The sequence below is a fragment of the Microvirga aerophila genome (assembly GCF_003332305.1).
Lineage (GTDB): Bacteria > Pseudomonadota > Alphaproteobacteria > Rhizobiales > Beijerinckiaceae > Microvirga > Microvirga aerophila.
This window is the reverse complement of record NZ_QOIO01000004.1, coordinates 73,477-91,548: the sequence shown is the minus strand read 5'-3', so window position 1 is coordinate 91,548 and position 18,072 is coordinate 73,477. Positions and strand designations below refer to the sequence as shown.

General features: G+C 63.7%; 17 protein-coding genes. 6 read left to right on the top strand and 11 right to left on the bottom strand.

The window, feature by feature from the left end; translation table 11 throughout:
- Positions 1-64 precede the first annotated feature (64 nt).
- Together DRB19_RS03870 and DRB19_RS03865 are read left to right on the top strand one after the other, a co-directional pair.
- Positions 65-2,251, top strand: coding sequence for an ABC transporter permease (locus DRB19_RS03870; protein ID WP_114184719.1), 2,187 nt, complete (start codon positions 65-67; stop codon positions 2,249-2,251).
- Between the two features lie 38 nt (positions 2,252-2,289).
- Positions 2,290-3,363: an ABC transporter ATP-binding protein gene (locus DRB19_RS03865; protein ID WP_114184718.1), complete on the top strand. Its 1,074-nt coding sequence runs from the start codon at positions 2,290-2,292 to the stop codon at positions 3,361-3,363.
- Positions 3,364-3,366: 3 nt separating this feature from the next.
- On the opposite strand, the gene DRB19_RS03860 is transcribed toward DRB19_RS03865, so the two are convergent.
- Entirely contained in the window at positions 3,367-4,161 is a 795-nt protein-coding gene (locus DRB19_RS03860; RefSeq protein WP_245439268.1) for a potassium channel family protein, read from the bottom strand.
- A gap of 118 nt (positions 4,162-4,279) precedes the next feature.
- Between DRB19_RS03860 and DRB19_RS03855 the strand changes: the two genes are divergently transcribed.
- The gene (locus DRB19_RS03855) at positions 4,280-4,939 is read left to right on the top strand and encodes an HAD family hydrolase (RefSeq protein WP_114184717.1); all 660 of its coding nucleotides are present in this window, start codon (positions 4,280-4,282) and stop codon (positions 4,937-4,939) included.
- Positions 4,940-4,951: 12 nt separating this feature from the next.
- Here the strand turns inward: DRB19_RS03855 and DRB19_RS03850 are convergent, their stop codons facing one another.
- Positions 4,952-5,326, bottom strand: coding sequence for a winged helix-turn-helix transcriptional regulator (locus DRB19_RS03850; RefSeq protein ID WP_114184788.1), 375 nt, complete (start codon positions 5,324-5,326; stop codon positions 4,952-4,954).
- A 118-nt stretch (positions 5,327-5,444) separates the two neighbouring features.
- On the opposite strand from DRB19_RS03850, the gene DRB19_RS03845 reads away from it, so the two are divergent.
- The gene (locus DRB19_RS03845; RefSeq protein WP_114184716.1) at positions 5,445-6,047 is read left to right on the top strand and encodes an NADPH-dependent FMN reductase; all 603 of its coding nucleotides are present in this window, start codon (positions 5,445-5,447) and stop codon (positions 6,045-6,047) included.
- A gap of 75 nt (positions 6,048-6,122) precedes the next feature.
- On the opposite strand, the gene DRB19_RS03840 is transcribed toward DRB19_RS03845, so the two are convergent.
- The 5 genes from DRB19_RS03840 to DRB19_RS03820 all read right to left on the bottom strand — a co-directional run bounded on the left by DRB19_RS03840 (position 6,123) and on the right by DRB19_RS03820 (position 12,519).
- Positions 6,123-7,286 (bottom strand): iron-containing alcohol dehydrogenase, encoded by a 1,164-nt coding sequence (locus DRB19_RS03840; RefSeq protein WP_114184715.1) that lies wholly within the window; start codon positions 7,284-7,286, stop codon positions 6,123-6,125.
- Positions 7,287-7,294: 8 nt separating this feature from the next.
- Positions 7,295-8,689, bottom strand: a complete 1,395-nt coding sequence (locus tag DRB19_RS03835; RefSeq protein WP_114184714.1) for an aldehyde dehydrogenase family protein — start codon at positions 8,687-8,689, stop codon at positions 7,295-7,297.
- Positions 8,690-8,699: 10 nt separating this feature from the next.
- Entirely contained in the window at positions 8,700-10,070 is a 1,371-nt protein-coding gene (locus DRB19_RS03830; RefSeq protein WP_114184713.1) for a glutamine synthetase family protein, read from the bottom strand.
- A 60-nt stretch (positions 10,071-10,130) separates the two neighbouring features.
- Positions 10,131-11,666 carry an amino acid permease gene (locus DRB19_RS03825; protein WP_114184712.1) on the bottom strand — a complete coding sequence of 512 codons (1,536 nt, stop codon included), beginning with the start codon at positions 11,664-11,666 and terminating at the stop codon, positions 10,131-10,133.
- A 64-nt stretch (positions 11,667-11,730) separates the two neighbouring features.
- Entirely contained in the window at positions 11,731-12,519 is a 789-nt protein-coding gene (locus DRB19_RS03820; RefSeq protein WP_114184711.1) for an N-formylglutamate amidohydrolase, read from the bottom strand.
- A 138-nt stretch (positions 12,520-12,657) separates the two neighbouring features.
- Between DRB19_RS03820 and DRB19_RS03815 the strand changes: the two genes are divergently transcribed.
- The gene (locus DRB19_RS03815; RefSeq protein ID WP_114184710.1) at positions 12,658-13,530 is read left to right on the top strand and encodes a MurR/RpiR family transcriptional regulator; all 873 of its coding nucleotides are present in this window, start codon (positions 12,658-12,660) and stop codon (positions 13,528-13,530) included.
- Between the two features lie 7 nt (positions 13,531-13,537).
- On the opposite strand, the gene DRB19_RS03810 is transcribed toward DRB19_RS03815, so the two are convergent.
- The 4 genes from DRB19_RS03810 to DRB19_RS03795 form a co-directional block, all read right to left on the bottom strand.
- Entirely contained in the window at positions 13,538-14,584 is a 1,047-nt protein-coding gene (locus tag DRB19_RS03810; RefSeq protein ID WP_114184787.1) for an AbrB family transcriptional regulator, read from the bottom strand.
- A 117-nt stretch (positions 14,585-14,701) separates the two neighbouring features.
- Positions 14,702-15,904 carry a pyridoxal phosphate-dependent aminotransferase gene (locus DRB19_RS03805; RefSeq protein ID WP_114184709.1) on the bottom strand — a complete coding sequence of 401 codons (1,203 nt, stop codon included), beginning with the start codon at positions 15,902-15,904 and terminating at the stop codon, positions 14,702-14,704.
- A 140-nt stretch (positions 15,905-16,044) separates the two neighbouring features.
- Positions 16,045-16,536: a VOC family protein gene (locus DRB19_RS03800; protein WP_373867363.1), complete on the bottom strand. Its 492-nt coding sequence runs from the start codon at positions 16,534-16,536 to the stop codon at positions 16,045-16,047.
- 50 nt (positions 16,537-16,586) lie between these two features.
- A complete protein-coding gene (locus DRB19_RS03795; protein ID WP_114184786.1) occupies positions 16,587-17,021 on the bottom strand; it encodes a DoxX family protein in 435 nt (144 codons plus the stop codon).
- Between the two features lie 103 nt (positions 17,022-17,124).
- Here DRB19_RS03795 and DRB19_RS03790 point away from each other — a divergent pair, with 103 nt between their 5' ends.
- Positions 17,125-18,039, top strand: coding sequence for a LysR family transcriptional regulator (locus DRB19_RS03790; RefSeq protein WP_114184707.1), 915 nt, complete (start codon positions 17,125-17,127; stop codon positions 18,037-18,039).
- Positions 18,040-18,072: the final 33 nt, after the last annotated feature.

Below are 18,072 nucleotides of genomic sequence, written 5' to 3'. Positions count from 1 at the left end.
AGCGCATTAGGCACCTATCCGGGACAGAGTCTGCCTCTGCTCCGGCCTTCGCGAGAGAACAGGCATGTCACGGGCCACCGTTGGCTGGATCGTTTTGGGCTGGGTCGGCTATGTGCTCCTGCCCTGGTACGGCTTTGAGAGAGGAGCAGCTCCCTCCCTCACGGACTACTTCGTGGGCGGGTCGGGTCTCGTGCGGGGACTCGCGGGAGCCTGGTGGCTCCTGCCGATCCTCGTGCCGCTTCTCCTGGCCCTGCGACCGGCCTTGGCGGGATCCCGCCCGGTCGGAAGCAGTTGGCTCGTCGCCTCGGGCCTGTTGGGACTGGCCCTGGTCGTTCTTCAGGGCTTCCTGATCGGCCTCAACGGCTGGACCGTAGACGCCCTGAAGGTGTTCGCCGATCCCGGACCGAGCCAGGACGGCATGGGGTTCGGGGCCGCTCTGACGGCGAGCGCCTTCCTGATCATCCTGTGCCATGGGTTGGCCGCCCGCGGCTGGTGCAGGGGCGACGCCTTTGTGACTTCGTCCATCGGCGTTGTGATCGCCCTGATCGTCATCTTCGTGTTCTTTCCCGTCAGCACCATTCTGGCCAGTGCCTTCGCGGACGACGGCGGAAACTTCGCGCCGCTGACGTTCCTGACGAAGTTCATGGATCGGTCGATCTGGGGGCTCGACTGTCTGACAGGCGAACTGCGTTGCGGCGTGGCCTGGAACACCCTGTTCCTCGGCGTGCTCGTGGCCTTCGGCACCACGGCCCTGGGCCTTGCCTTCGCGCTCATCGCGACACGCACGGCCTTCCGCTACAAGAAGCTCCTGCGCGTGATGAGTGTTCTGCCCATCATCACGCCGCCTTTCGTGATTGGACTTGCGCTGATCCTGCTGTTCGGACGCTCCGGCGCGCTCTCGGCGGTTCTGTTCGAGTGGTTCGGCGTCCCGCGTTCGCGCTGGATCTATGGTCTGCCGGGCATCCTCATCGCACAGCTCCTGGCTTTCACGCCTATCGCGTTCCTGGTTCTGATCGGGGTGGTCCAGGGCATCAGCCCGACCCTGGAGGAAGCGTCTCAAACCCTACGTGCCAAGAGCTGGACGACCTTCCTGACTGTGACGCTCCCGCTCATGCGTCCAGGCCTCGCTAACGCGTTCCTGCTGGGATTTGTGGAAAGCCTTGCGGATTTCGGAAATCCTCTCGTCCTCGGCGGCAACTACGAGGTTTTGTCGACCAAGATTTTCTTCGCGGTCGTCGGGGCGCAACAGGATCAGGGCCGAGCAGCGGTTTTGTCCATCATCCTTCTGGCTTTCACCCTTGGGGCCTTCTGGCTTCAGCATGCTTGGCTCGGCAAGAAGGTCTACACCACCGTCACCGGCAAGGGAGATGCGGGCATTCCCCTGCCCCTCCCGCGGCGGGTGGCTTTGGCTTCCTATCTCACGGCGATCCCCTGGGCGGTTTTCACGCTCGCCATCTATGTGATCATCGTGATCGGCGCATTCGTGCGCTCCATGGGCCGCGACTACACACCGACGCTCGAGCACTTCATCACGGCCTTCCGGATCGAGGGGACCGAGCGCGGCCTCTACTTCTCCGGCTCCGCGTGGGATTCCTTCTTCGCCACCATGAAGGTCGCGGCGCTCTCCGCCCCACTCACGGCGGCCATCGGCCTCCTGACCGCCTATCTCCTGACGCGCCAGCGCTTCTCGGGCCAGCGCGCCTTCGAGTTCGGCACCCTGCTCAGCTTTGCCATCCCTGGTACGGTGGTGGGCGTGTCCTATATCCTCGCCTTCAACGTTCCGCCGATCGAGATTACCGGGACAGGCTTCATCCTCGTGATGTGCTTCGTGTTCCGCAACATGCCCGTAGGCGTGCGCTCCGGCATCGCGACCCTGAGCCAGATCGACAAGAGCCTCGACGAAGCATCGCTCACCCTCGGAGCGCGGTCCGCCACGACAATGCGGCGCGTGGTGCTGCCTCTGCTGCGGCCGGCCATCGTGGCTTCCCTGGTCTATTCCTTCGTCCGCGCGATGACGGCCGTGAGCGCCGTGATCTTCCTCGTGACCGCGGAGTACAACATGGCGACGACCTATATCGTCGGCCGCGTGGAGGCAGGCGAGTTCGGCCTTGCCATCGCCTACTCCACCGCGCTCATCCTCGTCATGCTGCTCGCTATCGTGGCGATCCAGCTTGCGGTCGGCGAGCGGCGTCTCGGTCGCCGGTCTGCCGCCGCGAACGCTCCTGCCGTCGCCGTCGAGGCTCTGCCGTGAACCAAATGACCTCCGTTACTCCCTTGGGTCCCTCCGCCATGTTGAAAAAGCAGGCTGCTTCGGTCGAGTTCCGAAACGTCACGAAGCGCTATGGCAGCGTCACCGCCGTGGACAGCGTCTCGTTCGTGATTGAGCCCGGCCAGCTCGTCACGCTCCTCGGCCCCTCGGGCTGTGGCAAGACCACGACCTTGCGGATGATCGCGGGGCTTGAAATGGCAAGCGCCGGGCAGATCCTGATCGGCGGCCGTGACGTGACGAACCTCTCCGCGGCCGACCGGGATGTGAGCATGGTGTTCCAGTCCTATGCCCTCTTCCCGCACATGTCGGTGCTGGAGAACGTGGCCTACGGCCCCACAGTGCAAGGCGCTTCCAAGAAGGATGCCGTGGCGATGGCGATGGAGAAGCTCTCCCTCGTGGGTCTCACGGGCCTCGAAAAGCGCGCTCCGTCCGAGCTTTCCGGCGGCCAGCAGCAGCGGGTCGCGGTGGCGCGCGCGCTCGTGCTCGAGCCCCAGGTGCTTCTCTTCGACGAGCCGCTCTCGAATCTCGATGCCAAGCTGCGCCGCCGGGTCCGCGAGGATATCCGTGAACTGCAGCAGAACCTCAACCTGACGGTCGCTTATGTCACCCATGATCAGGAGGAGGCGCTTGCCGTCTCCGACCGGATCATCGTGATGTCGAATGCCCGGATTGCTCAGACCGGCACGCCGCGGGAACTCTATGAGGAGCCGGCGGATCTGTTCGTGGCCGACTTCATCGGCGACGCCAACATCCTGACCGGTGCGGTCGTAGATCTGGCTGGCCCGCAGGCGCACGTGCAGATCGACCGCCTGCGGATAGAGCTGCCGCATCGCGGCGTGATGAAAGGCCCGGTGAAGCTCGCGGTGCGGCCGGACGCGATCTTCCTCGACGAGACCATGGCGCAGCCGAACGCCGTCTCCGGCACGGTGCGGAAGGCCTCTTACCTCGGCACCCAGATCGAGTACGAGGTCGAGAGCCCGATTGGCGAATTGTTCGTGGTCCAGTATGGCCGCAAGGAACCTATCGCTCCCGGCACTCCGGTTGCGATCTCGTTCGCGCTTCAGCGCGGAGTCGCCATTATTCCTGGGGCTTGAGCGTTAGATCGCGCCTTCGTCGGGAATGTTCAGGATCGTCCCGCAAGCCTTGCAATGAACCGCATCCCGGTCGTGCCGCTGCAAGGCGCAGGCGGGGCAGGCAAAGCGTACCTTATTAGGCCTCAGCAGAACCTGCACGAGGCGCAGAAACAGCGTCACGCCGCAGATCATGATGACCACCGACAGCAGATGTCCCCACGTTCCCGTGAGCGTGATGTCGCCGAAGCCCGTGGTGGTCAGAGCTGCGATGGTGAAGTAAAGCGCGTCGATGTAGTTGCCGATCTTCGTGTTCGTCCAGCGTTGCGTCTCGAAAACGAAGCCCGTCATGACAAAGATGAAGACGCCTAGATTGACCGATGCGATGATCAATTCCTCATTGCGGCGAAAGAAGACGCTGTCCGCACGCAGGCGCGCGAGCAGTTGATAGGTATGCAACAACCGCAATGTGCGGAGGATCCGCAAGAATCCGATGCCTTCGCCGACGACCGGGGCCAGGAACGAGATGATCGCGGCTACGTCCGCCAGGGTGGCAGGATGAATGAAGTCCTTCCACCGGTTCCGGCTGATGACGAGGCGAGCGATGAAATCCGCCAGAACCACGCAACCGATGATGACGTCGAACCATTCCAGCGCCTGGAACCGCGGCAGGAAGGATGAAACGACGATGAACAGGATCGTCGTGACGTCGAAGACCAGCAGGGCATAGCGAAACTGATGCGCCTCGTGGGTATTCCCTTCATAGAGTTCCCGCAGCCGGCGGACCATTCCGGTCCAGGGCCTCGAAACGCGGGGGGACATTTCCTGGTCCATCACGGGGCACCGTGTGCGGTAACAGTTTATCGTCAGCCGATTTATCTATAAGGCAAAGGCCAGATTCCAACTGGCAGCCCCTGGTTTCCACGAACGAGACGACCCGATGCTCAAAGCCTTGATTTTCGACATGGACGGCACCCTGGTGCACAGCGACCCGGTTCACCTGCAGGCCTTTGCCGAAATCCTGGGGCCGCAAGGGGTCGTGATCGACGAAGAGACCTATCGCTCATCCATCATCGGACGCACAAACGAGTCGATCTTTGCCTCTCTGCTCCCCAGCCATAGCGTTGACGAGCACGAGGAATTGGCGGAGCTCAAGGAGGCGGCCTTCCGCAGACTGGCTTTGGACCTGAAGCCCCTGGATGGGCTCCTCGACGTTCTCGATTGGGCCGAGGAGAACCGTCTCAAGATTGCGCTCGTGACCAACGCTCCAGTTCTGAATGCTACCCACATGCTTGACGCTCTCGGCATTGCGGAGCGGTTTGAGGTCAAGATCACCATCGAGGAAGTGGTGCGAGGAAAGCCGGATCCCCTGCCCTACCTGACGGCGCTGGAAAGGCTTGGCCTTCAGGCAGGCGAAGCCATCGCGTTCGAGGATTCCCCTTCGGGCATGAAGGCCGCCAAGGCGGCAGGTCTTTTCTCGTTTGGCGTGCTGACAGGGCTCTCGGCAGACGAGATGAGGGAGGTCGGTGCGGATCTGACAATCGAGACCTTCCACGACCAGGCGCTCTGGGACGTCTTGGACAGTCACTTGAAAGGGTGACGGCAGAGAACCTTAGGCCGCGTCTGCCTCACCCTCCGAGGCTCCCTGGTCGTAACGGCGCCTAGCCTCCGCAATCTCATGATGGTGTTGCCGAGCCCAGTCACCGAGGCCGCGCACAGTCATGAGCAGGGAGCAACCCAGCTCTGTGAGTTTGTATTCGACCCGAGGTGGAATGGTCGGATAGACCGTGCGTGTCACTAGCCCGTCCCGCTCGAGACCACGCAGGGTCAGGGTCAGCATCCGTTGCGAAATGTCGCCGATGATGCGCCGTAACTCATTGAAACGTCTTGGCCCTTGGCCGAGTTGGACCACGACCTGAACGCTCCACTTGTCGCCGATTCGCGACAGGACACCGGTCACGGTCTTGCAGTCGCCGGTTACATTCATGTGCCCGAGTTCCAAAAAAGTGCCTCCTTGCGGCTTCGTGGAAAAGTTACCAAATGAGCGTCAGTCACAAATCGTAACTTAATCATCCTCTCGCCTCGCGGCAAGTTCAGGAAACAAGATGACGCTCAAGCTTCACACCATCGTCGCCAGCACCCGCCCCGGTCGCGTCGGCCCCAGCGTTGCCAGATGGTTTAACGAGTTCGCCGCCGAGCATGGCAAGTTCGAGCCGGTTCTGGTCGATCTAGCAGACTTCAACCTGCCGATCTTCGACGAGCCCGAGCATCCCATGAAGCAGTCTTACCAGCACGCCCACACCAAGGCCTGGGCCGAGAGCGTGAAAGCTGCCGATGCCTTCGTGTTCGTGACGCCGGAGTACAACTATGGCCCGCCGCCATCCCTTGTGAACGCCTTGAACTATCTTTCCCGCGAATGGAATTATGCGCCCGCCGGCATCGTGAGCTATGGCGGCATCTCCGGCGGCCTGCGCGCGGCGCAAGCCGAAAAGCAGCTCCTGACGACGCTCAAGATGATGCCGATCCCGGAAGGCGTGCCCATGCCGATGGTGTTCCAGCACCTCGACGAGAACGGCAATCTCAAGCCCCTCGACATCTACAAGACGTCCGCCGCGACGATGCTGGACGAACTCTACCGCTGGACCGAGGCGCTGAAGTCCCTGCGCGCGGAGCGCAAGGCTCCCGTCGAAGCCAAGGCGGCTGCGTAAAGCGGTCGAGCGCGAGAAACAAAAAGAGCGCCGTCATCAACCGACGGCGCTCTTTTTTATGGTCATATGCCCGGCTTAAACTTGGCCGGCCAGTGCGCTCTCGTAGAGCTTGCGAGCGCTTTCCTTCGTGATCGGCACCGGATTGCCGCCCGCCGTCGGATCGTCGGGCGCCATGGTGGACATCTCGTCGAAGCGGGCATTGTCGATCTTCAGGCCCTCCAGGGTGTGCGGCACGCCGAGATCCCGACGCAGTTTCAATACCCAGTCGAGGAAAGCCTGGAACGAAGCCTCGAGGCCGATATAGGCGGCAAGGCGCTCGATCTTCTGTTCAATCGCCTCGCGGTTATAGACCAGCACGTAGGGCATGAAGACCGCGTTGGTGAGGCCATGGTGCGTGTCGTAGAGCGCGCCCGCCGGATGCGAAAGCGCGTGGATCGCTCCCAGGCCCTTCTGGAACGCGGTGGCGCCCATGGCGGCGGCGGACATCATGTTGGCGCGGGCCTCGATATCCTTACCGTCCTTATAGGCGCGCGGCAGATACTCCTTCACGAGGCGGATGCCTTCGACCGCGATTCCGTCCGCCATCGGATGATAGCCGGGCGCGCAATAGGCCTCGATGCAGTGAGCCAGCGCATCGAGGCCCGTTCCGGCCGTAATGTGGGGCGGCATGCCGACCGTAAGCTCCGGATCGCAGATCACGATCTTCGGCATCATGAGAGGATGGAAGATCACCTTCTTGGTGTGGGTGGCCTCCTGGGTGATAACGCCCGCGCGGCCTACCTCCGAGCCGGTGCCGGCGGTGGTCGGCACCGCGATGATCGGCAGGATGCCCTTGGGGTCCGCCCGGGTCCACCAATCGCCGATATCCTCGAAATCCCACATGGGGCGGGTTTGGCCTGCCATGAAGGCGATGACCTTGCCGGCGTCGAGCGCCGATCCGCCGCCGAAGGCCACGACGCCGTCATGCACACCGGCCTTGAGAGCTTCGAGACCCTTATAGACATTGGTCTCGACCGGGTTCGGCTTGATGTCCGAAAAGATCGCGGCCTTGAGGCCTGCGGCGCCGAGCTGAACGAGCGCCGCCTTCGTCATCGGCTGCGTCGCCAGGAACGGATCGGTGACGATGAGAGGAGCCGACATGCCCACCGATCGGCAGGCCTCCGCCAGCTCAGAGATACGGCCTGCGCCGAAGCGAACCGGGGTTGGGTAGTTCCAATTGGAGCGGGGAGAAGCGGTCATGTCAAAACTCAAAGCGCGTGGCGCAGGTGGTAGGATTTCGGACGGGTGAGCGACTCGTAGGCCAGCCGCGACAGGCTCGCGCCGCGGCCCGTATCCTTCACGCCGGTCCAGGCAAGGGCGGGATCGAGATAGTCGCAGCGGTTCATGAAGACGGTGCCGGTTTCAAGCTTCTCGCCGATGGCTTCCGCCGCATCCACGTCGGAGGTCCAGATGGCGGCCGAGAGACCGTAGGGCGAGTCATTCATAAGACGGATCGCTTCCTCGTCGCCGCTGACCTTCATGATGCCGACGGTGGGACCGAAGCTCTCCTCGCGCATGACGCTCATGGAGTGATCCACATTCGTGAGCACCTGCGGCGCCAGATAGGCGGTGTCGCCTACATCCGCCGCGAACTTCCGGGCATCGATATGCGCCTTTGCGCCTTTCGCAACCGCTTCTGCATTCTGCTCGCGCACGAGGTCCGCAAAGCGCTTGTGCGCCATTGGACCCAGCGTCGTCGCTTCCTCCAGCGGATTGCCGAGAACATACCTGTTCACGAGATCGACTGCGCCCTCGACAAAGCGGTCATAGTGCTTCTCGTGCACATAGATGCGCTCGATGCCGCAGCAGCACTGGCCCGAATTGAAGAACGCGCCATCCACCAAGTTTTCGACAGCATGGTCGAAGTTGGCATCCTGGCGCACATAGGCCGGGTCCTTGCCGCCGAGCTCGAGTCCGAGCGACGTGAAGGAGCCTGCCGCCGCGCGCTCGATGGAACGCCCGCCGGAGACCGAGCCGGTGAAGTTGCAATGATCCACGAGGCCCGCACCCAAGATGCGGCTTGTCTGGTCATGGCTCAGCACGAGGTTCTGGAACAGACCCTTGGGCATGCCGGCACGGTCCATGGCCATCTGGAAACGCTCGCCCGCGAGCAGGGTCTGCGAGGCGTGCTTCAAGAGAACCGCGTTGCCGGCCATGAGCGCGGGCACGATGGTGTTGATGGCCGTGAGATACGGATAGTTCCAGGGCGCGATCACGAGCACGAGGCCGACAGGCTCGCGTTTGATCATGCGGCGGAATCCCGGCTTTTCGTCATCGGCCGGAATAGGCCTCAGGCTCTGCTCCGCGATACGGATCATGTAGCGCGCCCGCTCCTCGACGCCGCGGAACTCGCCGCCGTAGCGCACGGGACGGCCCATCATCTGGGCGATCTCGGGCACCACCTCCTGGTTCATGGCGAGCAGCGCATCGAGGAAGGCCTCCACCTTCCTGGCGCGCTCCGGGAGGGGCACGTTGCGCCACTCTCGCTGCGCCTCGCGGGCCGCCTTGACGGCTGCCTCGATCGCGGCCTCAGACATGATCGGACGGCGTACGAGTTCGCGCCCATCGACGGGGGAAATGCAGACGATATCGGTATCGGCCATGATCTTGCTTTTAGATGATCTCGAAATAACGGGCGAGCTGCCAGTCCGTGATGGCCTTGCGGGCCTCGCGTTCTTCCCATTCGCGCGTCGCGGCGTAATGGTCAACAAAGGTGTCGCCGAAGAGCTGACGAGCGGCCTGCGACGCTTTCAACCGCTCAGCCGCCTCCCCCAGCGAACGCGGCAGGGCCCTCTCCTTCGGGTGCTCCACCGCATAGGCGTTGCCCTGGATCGGCTCGCCCGGCTCGACCCTGTTCTCGATGCCCCAGAGCCCTGAGCCGATCGCGGCCGCAAGCGCGATGTAAGGGTTGATGTCGGCCGCCGCGACCCGGTACTCGACGCGTTGAGACTTTTCGAAACCTGGGATGACCCGGAGGGCCGTCGTGCGATTCTCCACACCCCAGGCGGAATCCGTGGGCGCCCAGAAGCCCGGAATGAGCCGGGTGTAGCTGTTCACCGTGCAGGCCACCATGGCGAGAAGTTCCGGCATCAGCTGCTGCTGGCCGCCGACGAACCAGCGCATGGCGTCCGACATGGAATGCGGACCTTTGGGGTCGTAGAACGCGCCCTTGCCGGTCTTGATGTCCTGCAGGGAGGTATGCAGATGGCCCGACTGGCCGGGCCAGTCGCGCGACCACTTGGCCATGAAGGTGGCCATCCAGCCTCGCCGCTGAGCGATGATCTTGGTGAAGGTCTTGAACAGGGCCGCCTTGTCGGCAGCCTTCAGGGCATCGTCGACACGGATCGCGGCTTCGAGCACGCCCGGTCCAGTTTCCGTATGCAAGCCTTCGATCTCGAAATCCATCTTGTTCGCGACGTCGAGGAGCTCGTGGTAGAAATCCGCGTGGACGCCGGCGCGCAGTACTGAATAGCCGAAGAAGCCCGGCGTGATGTTCTTCAGATTGCGGTAGCTTTTCTCGCGAACGGAGTGCGGCGTCTCCTCGAACAGGAAGAACTCGAACTCCGCCGCGGCCGAGACCGCATAGCCCATGTCTTCGGCCTTTTTAAGCACCCGTCGCAGCACGCCGCGCGGGCAGGCATCCTCCGCATAGCCATCGAACTCGGCCAGGAAGAACGGCAGATCGTTTTCGAACGGAATGAGCCGCATGGTCTCCGGCAGCACGCGCACCGGCGCATCCGGATAGGCGGTGTGCCAGCCGGTCAGCTTGGTGTTGTCGTAGAGCTGATCGTTCGAGTCCCAACCCAGCACCACGTCGCAGAACCCGAAACCCTTCTCGAGAGCGGATTCGAATTTGTCGCGCGCCATGTACTTGCCGCGCATGATGCCGTCCGTATCGACGATGCCGACTTTCACGAACGGCAGATCGCGGCTGCGCACATAGGCCACTGCGTCGGCGGCCGTCTTGATCTTGGGAATGTCCATGCAGGAACCTAACGGAATGAGGGAGACGGGAGCGCGCCCGAGGCGCGCTCCCCTGCAACATCAATAGGACTTGTACTCGCTCTGTCCCTTTGTAAGGGCAAATTCCTCCTCGGGCGAGAGGATGAGCTTGTGACGTCCATGGACGAGGAAGTAGGCCATCATGATCGCGTAGTAGATCGCCACCCCGAGAACGCCCTTCTGGAACACGGGATCCGTGAGCTGGAAGTAGAGCGTCACGGCGGCGATGACCATGCAGACCACTGCGCCTGCGATGCCGAACGGGCTCACGTAAGGCCGATGGAGGTTCGGGAACTTCTTCTTCAGGACGATGTAGGACATGCCCTGCATAAAGTATGCGAGCATCGCACCTGCGACCGCCATGTTGAGAAGCGTGCCGCCGATGACGCCGGCACCCGCCTCGGCGCCCACCGAGAACCAGATGACCAGCATCACCAGAAGGCCCATCACGGCGCCCGCGATCAACGCCACGTGAGGCGTCTTGCGAGCTCCGTGGGTCACCGAAAGGAAGCTCGGGAAATAGCCCGCCCGCGAGAGCGAGTAGATCTGCCTTCCGAACGCGAAGATGATCGTATGGAACGATGCGATCAACCCGATCACCGCGATGGCCGCCAAGATCTTGGCGATGTCGGAGCCGAACAAGGTGCGGAACCCGTCAAGAAGCGGCTCGCCCGATTTGCCCAGGCCCACCGCGCCCGGCGCGATGCTGGTGTTCAGGAACAGCACGAGGAAGGCCGAGACGATCAGCGTCAGGATGCCGGCGATGATGCCCTTGGGCATGTCACGCTGCGGATCGTGCGACTCCTCGGCTGCCAGGGGCAGCTGCTCGATGGCCAGGAACAGCCAGACCGCGAAGGGAAGCGCCGCCAGAACGCCACCGACCCCCATGGGCAGGAACGGCCCGTTTCCATTCGGCAGTTCCGCGCCATCGGAACCGATGTTCAGCGCCCAGCGGGAGAAGTCCAGCTGGCCGGAGAACAGAACCGACAGATAGAAGGCCGCCAGCACCGCAAGAGCCATGACGGTCACCGTCACCGTGACGCGGAACGAGAGTTCGACGCCGATGATGTTGAGGCCGACGAACAGGGCGTAGCACAACACCCAGTAGACCGGCTGGAAACCCGGCGCCGTGCCGAAGATCGCCGACAGGTACGAGCTGATGAAGAACACGATCACGGCCGGCGTCAGAACGAACTCGATGTTCTCCGCGATGCCCGTGATATAGCCGGCCCATGGGCCCATCGACGTACGGGCGAAGGAGTACGCTCCGCCCGTATGTGGAAGAGCGGGCGACATCTCGGCCAGCGAGAAGGTCAGGCCGAGATACATGGTGGCGATGATGATGGTGGCGAAGAACATCGAGCCGAAGCCCTGCGTCAACCCGAGGTTCCAGCCCGAATAGTGACCGGAGATCACCGCTCCGACGCCGAGCGCCCAGAGGGACCACACGCGGGCATAGCGCTTGAGACGCCGGGCCTCGAAATAGCTGTCGTCCACTGTCGTATAGGTAATGCCCGCGGCGCCCTGCGCTCCTGCCGGCGGGGCGTGAGCCCCTGTACTCTCTTGACCAACTGACATCGACTCTTCCTCCAAGAATAAGTCTGTCCCCTGAGCCATGGCACACCCTGCGCCATTCTCGTCTTCACAGCGTCCGCGCTCCCTCCCTCAACAGAGGCGCAAGACGTTTCGACCACGACGCCTGTCCGTCTTCCGTGCGGATCAGGTCGTTGCGGATTTCGATCATCAGAGACGCGAGACCGCGCCGTTCTGCGTGGCGCTCCAGGGTGTGGAACACCCGGTCTGCTGGTGAATAGGGTTGGTTCATGCCGATGGTCAGAGCAGGATCCTGCCTGAGGCCGGATTCCACGCTGCGGGCGAACCGCTCGTCCCGGTCAAAGATGAGCCCGATCTCCCAAGGCCTTTGAACATCGCGATAGACCGGCGTGAACGAATGGACGGAAACAACAGCGCTGACCTGTCCGGCCGCCCTGCGGGCCTCCGTGAAAGCGTCGACGGCGTCGTGAAAAGCGTCGTAGACCTCCCTGACGCGCAGGGCGCGCTCCTCCGGACCCAGATCAAGATTGCCGGTGATCGTCGTGCGCTCGCTCAAGGTCGTGATCGAATCAGGCGCGGAAGGATCCCGGTTGAGATCGAGCACCAGGCGCGACACGGTCGCGTGGATGAGCGGCGCATCGAGCAGTCGCGACAGGTCCTGGGCGACCGCGAGCGCCCCCGGATCCCAGGCAATGTGGCTCTCAAGCTCGGATGGGCTCAAGCCCAGGGTCCCGTAACGACTTGGAAGGGTGTTGGAGGCATGCTCGCAGATGAGGAGGATGGGGGAAGCGCCCTGGGCATTGTCAATGCGAGCAACCGGCTCTCCAACCTGAACAGCTGGCCGGGCATCGGCGGCTCTGCGACTCGCATGCTCCATGCGGTCCTCCGTTAACCTGCTGCGGGCAGGCTGGCACCCCTATTTGAACGTTTGGTACGTCCATTCATGTTTTTATTGTCTTGAAATTTCTGATACGGCTTTCGTCAACAGTCAAGGCAGGGTTGTGGATCTTCAGACATGCGCAGTGGAAACAATGTTGCTTCGGCCGATGGCTCAAGCCTTGCGGAACGCATTCGTCATGAGATGGACGCCTTCACGCCGAGCGAGAAGCGGGCTGCGCATCTGCTCCTGAGCCACTACCCCTTTGCGGGACTCGATACGGTGGCGGAATTCGCCTCCCGGGCCGGCATCTCGGCTCCGTCGGCCCTGCGCTTCGTCACGCGCCTTGGTTTCAGCGGTTTTCCCGAGTTCCAGAAGCATCTGCGCGAGGAACTGGAGGCACAGCTCCTCTCCCCCCTGGCGAAGGCAAGTCCAGGGGACAAAAGCCACGGCGCGCCGGCCCTGTCGTCCTTTGCCGAGGCGGTGATCGCGAATCTGACAGCGACCGTGGAAAACATTGCGCCGACGGAATTCGACGCGATCGTGGCCCTGCTGAGCGACCGGCGCCGACACATTCATTTCACCGGTGGGCGCTTCACCGGAGCATTGGCCCGCTATGCGGAAAGCCATTTCCGCATCGTGCGCAGCGACGTGCACTTCATCGAGAGCCAGCCGGCCCTCTGGCGCGACCGGATGATCGAGATCGGCCGCAAGGACGTGATCGTGTCCTACGACATCCGCCGCTACCAGGAAGACGTGATCGCCCTGTCGGAGGCGGCTGCCAAGCAGGGCGCGACGGTGGTGCTTCTCACAGACCCCTGGCTCTCGCCCATCGCCCGGGTGGCCCGTCACATCCTTCCCGCGCATGTGACGGTTCCGTCCAACTGGGACTCCTCGGCGGGCCTGATGCTGCTGACGGAAGCCCTGGTGGCGGCGGTCACAAAGCATCTCTGGGAGACCGCAAAGCCCCGCATGGAAGCGGTCGAGCGGTTGCGGAACCCGAAGAGCTGAATCCTTGTCAGGCCTGCGGGGGATCGCCTCGCTGCAGCCAGGCCACCACGAAGGGAACCACGAGCCCGATCCCCAGGAAGCGGACGAGGTGGTGTATCCCCACATAGAGCGGGTCGAGCCCCAGAATCAGGGCCAGCACCGTCATGGCCTCCAACCCGCCCGGCGCGAAGGCCACGAGCCCGTCGGCGAAGCTCACCCCGGCCGCCCAGGATGCGAGGGTTGCGAAGAAAACCGCGACTCCCATGCCGATCGCGAAAGAGCCGAGGCCGGCCAGCAGGCTCTTCTTGAGGGTCGATCGCTGCAGGTTGCGGAAGCGCTCGGCGATGAAGATCCCGATCAGCACAAGGCCGCCCGTTGCGATCACGGGCGGGATGACGCCGGTGACCCATTCGGCAGCATGGCTCACGGTGCTCGCAACGGTCGCCCCGAGCAGGATCGGAGCCGCCACCTTGAGTGCCTTGAAAATCGCCCCCACGGCAAGGCCGCCGAGAAGCACGAAAGCCATGCCGGCGGGGCTTGCGATGGGCTGCTCCTCACCGATGAGTGCGCCTGTGTTCTGTCCCCCGCCGGTGAAGACCACGATGCTGGGCAGGAGTGCGATCAGCACGAACAAGCGCAGGTTCTGCACGATGGCGATCGGCGCCACTGCCGCCTTCCGGTCGGCCGCGATGGCCAGCACCGTCGAAAGGGCTCCGGGCACGGAGGCCAGCACCGCATCGTCCCTGCGCCAGCCAGAAACCCGGGTGAGCCAGAGGGCCGATGCGGATGAAATCGCCACGACGGCAATCACCAGAAGGACCAGGCTCGACGGATAACGGGCCATGGCCGCAAGGGCCGCAGGCGTGACGGCCGCTCCCATGGTGGCGCCGGAGATCAGCATCGCGGCATCGGCGAGGGCCCGGGGCATGGGCACGGCCCATCCGGTCAGGCCCCACAGGGCAACGGCGATCGCCGAGCCCGAGAGCCAAGCTGCGGGCACCCCGAGCATGTGGAATGCAAGCCCGCCAAGGCCGGCGATCAGGATCTGGGTGAGGTTCGCAAGGATCGGGTGCATGACGAAATGGCGGAGCCCGCAACAGACCCCGCGGCGGTCAATGAACCCCAAGAGGCCCGAGGTCAAATGTCCTTGGCGCGGGCAAGCCATGCGTCGGCCAAGGGCTCGTGCTCTGCATCAGGCTACGAGCTTCGGCAGGGCGGCGCTGATGCGGCGGACAGCCTCCTCGAGATCCTCGGCCCTGCGGGCGTAGCACAGGCGCAGGTACCCCTCCCCCGCTTCGCCGAAAGCCGAGCCCGGCGCCAGACCCACATTGGCCTCGTCGACGAGCCGGAAGGCGATCTCGTTGGAGTTCCTGGCGCCCCTGATCCGGAAGAACGAGTAGAAGGCCCCGCTCGGCGGCGGCAGATCGACGAGACCCGTCTCGGCGAGATGCCCGACGATATCCCGTCCAGTCCTGGCATTGGCGATCTGCATGGCGACGAAATCCTCGCCCTGTTCCAGGGCCGCGACGGCAGCGCGCTGGGAGAACACCGGCGTGCCGGAGCTTTGATACTGGATCAGGTTCTCGATGATCTGGCCCAACGCCGGCGGGGCTTCGAGCCAGCCGATGCGCCAGCCTGTCATGGCCCAGTTCTTCGAGAATGTCTGGATGAAGAGGATGCGGTCCTCAGGCGTCATCACGTCCCGGAACGAGGGCGCGCGGCCATCTACCGTCAGGGTCGGGTCGTAAATGAAGCGGCCGTAGATTTCGTCCGCGACGATCCAGATGCCGTGCTTGCGGGCGAGATCGAGGATGGCCCGGAGGTCGTCGTGGCTTGCGGTCCAGCCCGTGGGGTTGGCCGGGGAGTTGATGACGATCGCGCGGGTGCGAGGCGTGATGGCCTGCTCGAGGCGCTCGAAATCGAGGCTCCAGCCACGCTGGTCGAAGTTCATGGGAACGCCCACGGGCCGGGCGCCGGAAATCGAAATGGCGCCCCCGAAGTTGGGCCAGGCAGGCGTCGATATCAGCACCTCGTCGCCGACGCCGGCGATCATCCGCATGGCGATTTGAATGGCCGGCATTCCGCCGGACGTCACGAAGAAGCGCTCAGGGTCCACCGGCGCCCCATAGAGCCGCTCATGATAGCTGGCCAGCGCCTGACGCAGTTCGGGAATGCCGCGCTGATAGGTGTAGAACGTCTCGCCGGCCGCCAGGGAGCGTGCCGCCGCGTCGCAGATGAAGGACGGCGTCGGCAGGTGGCCCTCGCCGACCCAGAGCGGAATGATCCCCTGTCGGTTGCGCCCGTAATTGAACACGTCGACGATGCCGCTCGTTGGAGCGAGTTCCGCCTCCGGCCGGAGATTCATAACAGACGGGATCGACACGGAGGCGTTCATTAAAAGGCTCCTTGAGCAGGGCACAGGGATGACCTGTGACCCGCTCAAAGGCAAGCCTCAACCCCGAACCCATGAAAAGAAACGAAACATCCGATCGAATCCCGTGATGGATCGGGCGACCGGGCGGCCTTAGCGTCCCGTCAAGCTTCGCGGCTGGCGAGCAGACCCTGAATGTCCAGGCGCTGGGTGAACATCTTCAACTGCCCGTCAGGGGTTTTGGGCCATTGGTCGTGAGGCCGGTCCCAGTAGAGTTCGACGCCGTTGCCGTCAGGATCCCTGAGATAGAGCGCCTCGCTCACCCCGTGATCGCTCGCGCCGTCGAGCGGGATGCCTGCCTCGGCCAGACGAACGAGAGCATCCGCAAGGGCCGCCCGCGTCGGATAGAGAATGGCCACATGGTAGAGCCCGGTGGTGCCGGGAGGCGGCGGCGAGCCGCCCTGGCTCTCCCAGGTGTTCAGGCCGATATGGTGGTGGTAGCCACCGGCCGAGATAAACGCCGCCTGGGCGCCATAGCGCTGCATCAGCTCGAAGCCGAGGACGCCGCAATAAAAGGCCAGCGCCCGGTCGAGATCGGCCACCTTGAGGTGCACATGTCCGATCCGAACACCGGGGTCGATGGGGCGGGCCGCCAGAGCCTCGGCAGCCTCCAATGGTGCGGTGGGTAAAGTCATGAGCTTTTCCCTCAGGCTGACTGGGGAGAAAACGTGCGAGGGGTCTTGGCGGATCCTCCCCGCAGGGCATAAGGGCCGTCCCCGATGAGAGCCTGAGCCAGGAGCGCGACGATCCAGAGCGCCAGGTATTCCCAGCCGCCGTTCGGATTGTTGAAGAAGAAGCCTGCGGGGCCGTGAACGGTGACGATCGCGCCGAGAAGGATCGGCACCAAGGCCAGGGCGGCCCAGCGGGCATAGAATCCGAGGATCAGGGCGAAGCCGCCAACGACCTCCGCTAGGATGGTCAGATAAGCGAAGGACGGAGGCAGGCCGAGGCTGCCGAAGAACTGGGCCGCGCCGGCAGGAGTGAAAACAAAGATCTTCAGGCCTGCATGGGCGAGGAAAAGAATGCCCAGCGTGATGCGAAGGATCAGGGCGGCATAGGGAGCGGTGCGAGTGTCGATCATGGCGATCTCCTGAATGTCGGTGCTTCCCATATGACCTCATACTGGCGATGTGATAACGAGCAGAATGGAATATGAACTCACACCCACAGAGTGAGGCGTCCCGGTGCTCGACCGCATTACCAGCATGCAGGTTTTCGTCCGTGTCGCAGGGCTCGGCAGCTTCTCGGCTGCGGCGCGGTCGTTGGGTCTCTCGCAGACCATGGTGACGAAGCACATTGCGGCCCTCGAGGGCAGACTGGGCGTCAAGCTGCTGCACCGCTCGACCCGAAGGCTTGTTCTCACCGAAGGCGGGCGCAACTATCTCGCGGCCTGCGAACGCATCCTGGTCGAGATCGAGGAGGCCGAGGCCTCCTCCAGCCTCGACCGCATCGAGCCGCGCGGAACCCTGCGCCTCAACGTGCCCCTCACCTTCGGTTTTCGCGAAATTGCGCCGGCGCTGGCCGAGTTCGGCCGCCTCCATCCAGCTCTGACGGTCGATCTTGGGCTCGCCGACCGTTACGTGGACCTGATCGAGGAAGGATGGGATCTGGCGATCCGGATCGGGCGCCTCAAGGATTCGAGCCTTGTGACCCGAAAGCTTGCGCCGTGCCGCATCGTGGTCTGTGCGGCCCCCTCCTACCTCGAGGCTTATGGAGTACCGGCAACGCCGGAGGATCTCGGCCGGCACAATTGTCTTGGCTATACCCTGCCCAGCACCTTGAGCGCCACCCGTTGGCTCTTCGGCCACGAGGGTGAAACTGCGGTTCCGGTCAGCGGCAAGCTCCGGGCCAACAACGGCGATGCCCTCCTGGCGGCGGCCGTGGCCGGCCAAGGCATCATCTACCAGCCGACGTTCCTGGTCGGGGACTGCCTTCGCGACGGCAGCCTCGTGCGCGTGCTGGCGGAACATCCGGTTCCGGAGTTCGGCGTACATGCGGTGCTACCTTCGGGCCGGCAGGCGCCTGCGAAGGTTCGCGCCTTCGTGGAGTTTCTGGCCCGGCGGTTTGCGCCTGAGCCAGGATGGGATCGCGGGCTCTAGCGGCCTCGGGTCAGGCGGCTCACCTCAAGGTGG

Bases quoted from the DNA above. Each gene is read 5' to 3' on its own strand.
- DRB19_RS03870 (WP_114184719.1), top strand. From the start codon at position 65: ATGTCACGGGCCACCGTTGGCTGGATCGTTTTGGGCTGGGTCGGCTAT.
- DRB19_RS03865 (WP_114184718.1), top strand. From the start codon at position 2,290: ATGTTGAAAAAGCAGGCTGCTTCGGTCGAGTTCCGAAACGTCACGAAG.
- DRB19_RS03860 (WP_245439268.1), bottom strand. From the start codon at position 4,161: ATGTCCCCCCGCGTTTCGAGGCCCTGGACCGGAATGGTCCGCCGGCTG.
- DRB19_RS03855 (WP_114184717.1), top strand. From the start codon at position 4,280: ATGCTCAAAGCCTTGATTTTCGACATGGACGGCACCCTGGTGCACAGC.
- DRB19_RS03850 (WP_114184788.1), bottom strand. From the start codon at position 5,326: ATGAATGTAACCGGCGACTGCAAGACCGTGACCGGTGTCCTGTCGCGA.
- DRB19_RS03845 (WP_114184716.1), top strand. From the start codon at position 5,445: ATGACGCTCAAGCTTCACACCATCGTCGCCAGCACCCGCCCCGGTCGC.
- DRB19_RS03840 (WP_114184715.1), bottom strand. From the start codon at position 7,286: ATGACCGCTTCTCCCCGCTCCAATTGGAACTACCCAACCCCGGTTCGC.
- DRB19_RS03835 (WP_114184714.1), bottom strand. From the start codon at position 8,689: ATGGCCGATACCGATATCGTCTGCATTTCCCCCGTCGATGGGCGCGAA.
- DRB19_RS03830 (WP_114184713.1), bottom strand. From the start codon at position 10,070: ATGGACATTCCCAAGATCAAGACGGCCGCCGACGCAGTGGCCTATGTG.
- DRB19_RS03825 (WP_114184712.1), bottom strand. From the start codon at position 11,666: ATGTCAGTTGGTCAAGAGAGTACAGGGGCTCACGCCCCGCCGGCAGGA.
- DRB19_RS03820 (WP_114184711.1), bottom strand. From the start codon at position 12,519: ATGGAGCATGCGAGTCGCAGAGCCGCCGATGCCCGGCCAGCTGTTCAG.
- DRB19_RS03815 (WP_114184710.1), top strand. From the start codon at position 12,658: ATGCGCAGTGGAAACAATGTTGCTTCGGCCGATGGCTCAAGCCTTGCG.
- DRB19_RS03810 (WP_114184787.1), bottom strand. From the start codon at position 14,584: ATGCACCCGATCCTTGCGAACCTCACCCAGATCCTGATCGCCGGCCTT.
- DRB19_RS03805 (WP_114184709.1), bottom strand. From the start codon at position 15,904: ATGAACGCCTCCGTGTCGATCCCGTCTGTTATGAATCTCCGGCCGGAG.
- DRB19_RS03795 (WP_114184786.1), bottom strand. From the start codon at position 17,021: ATGATCGACACTCGCACCGCTCCCTATGCCGCCCTGATCCTTCGCATC.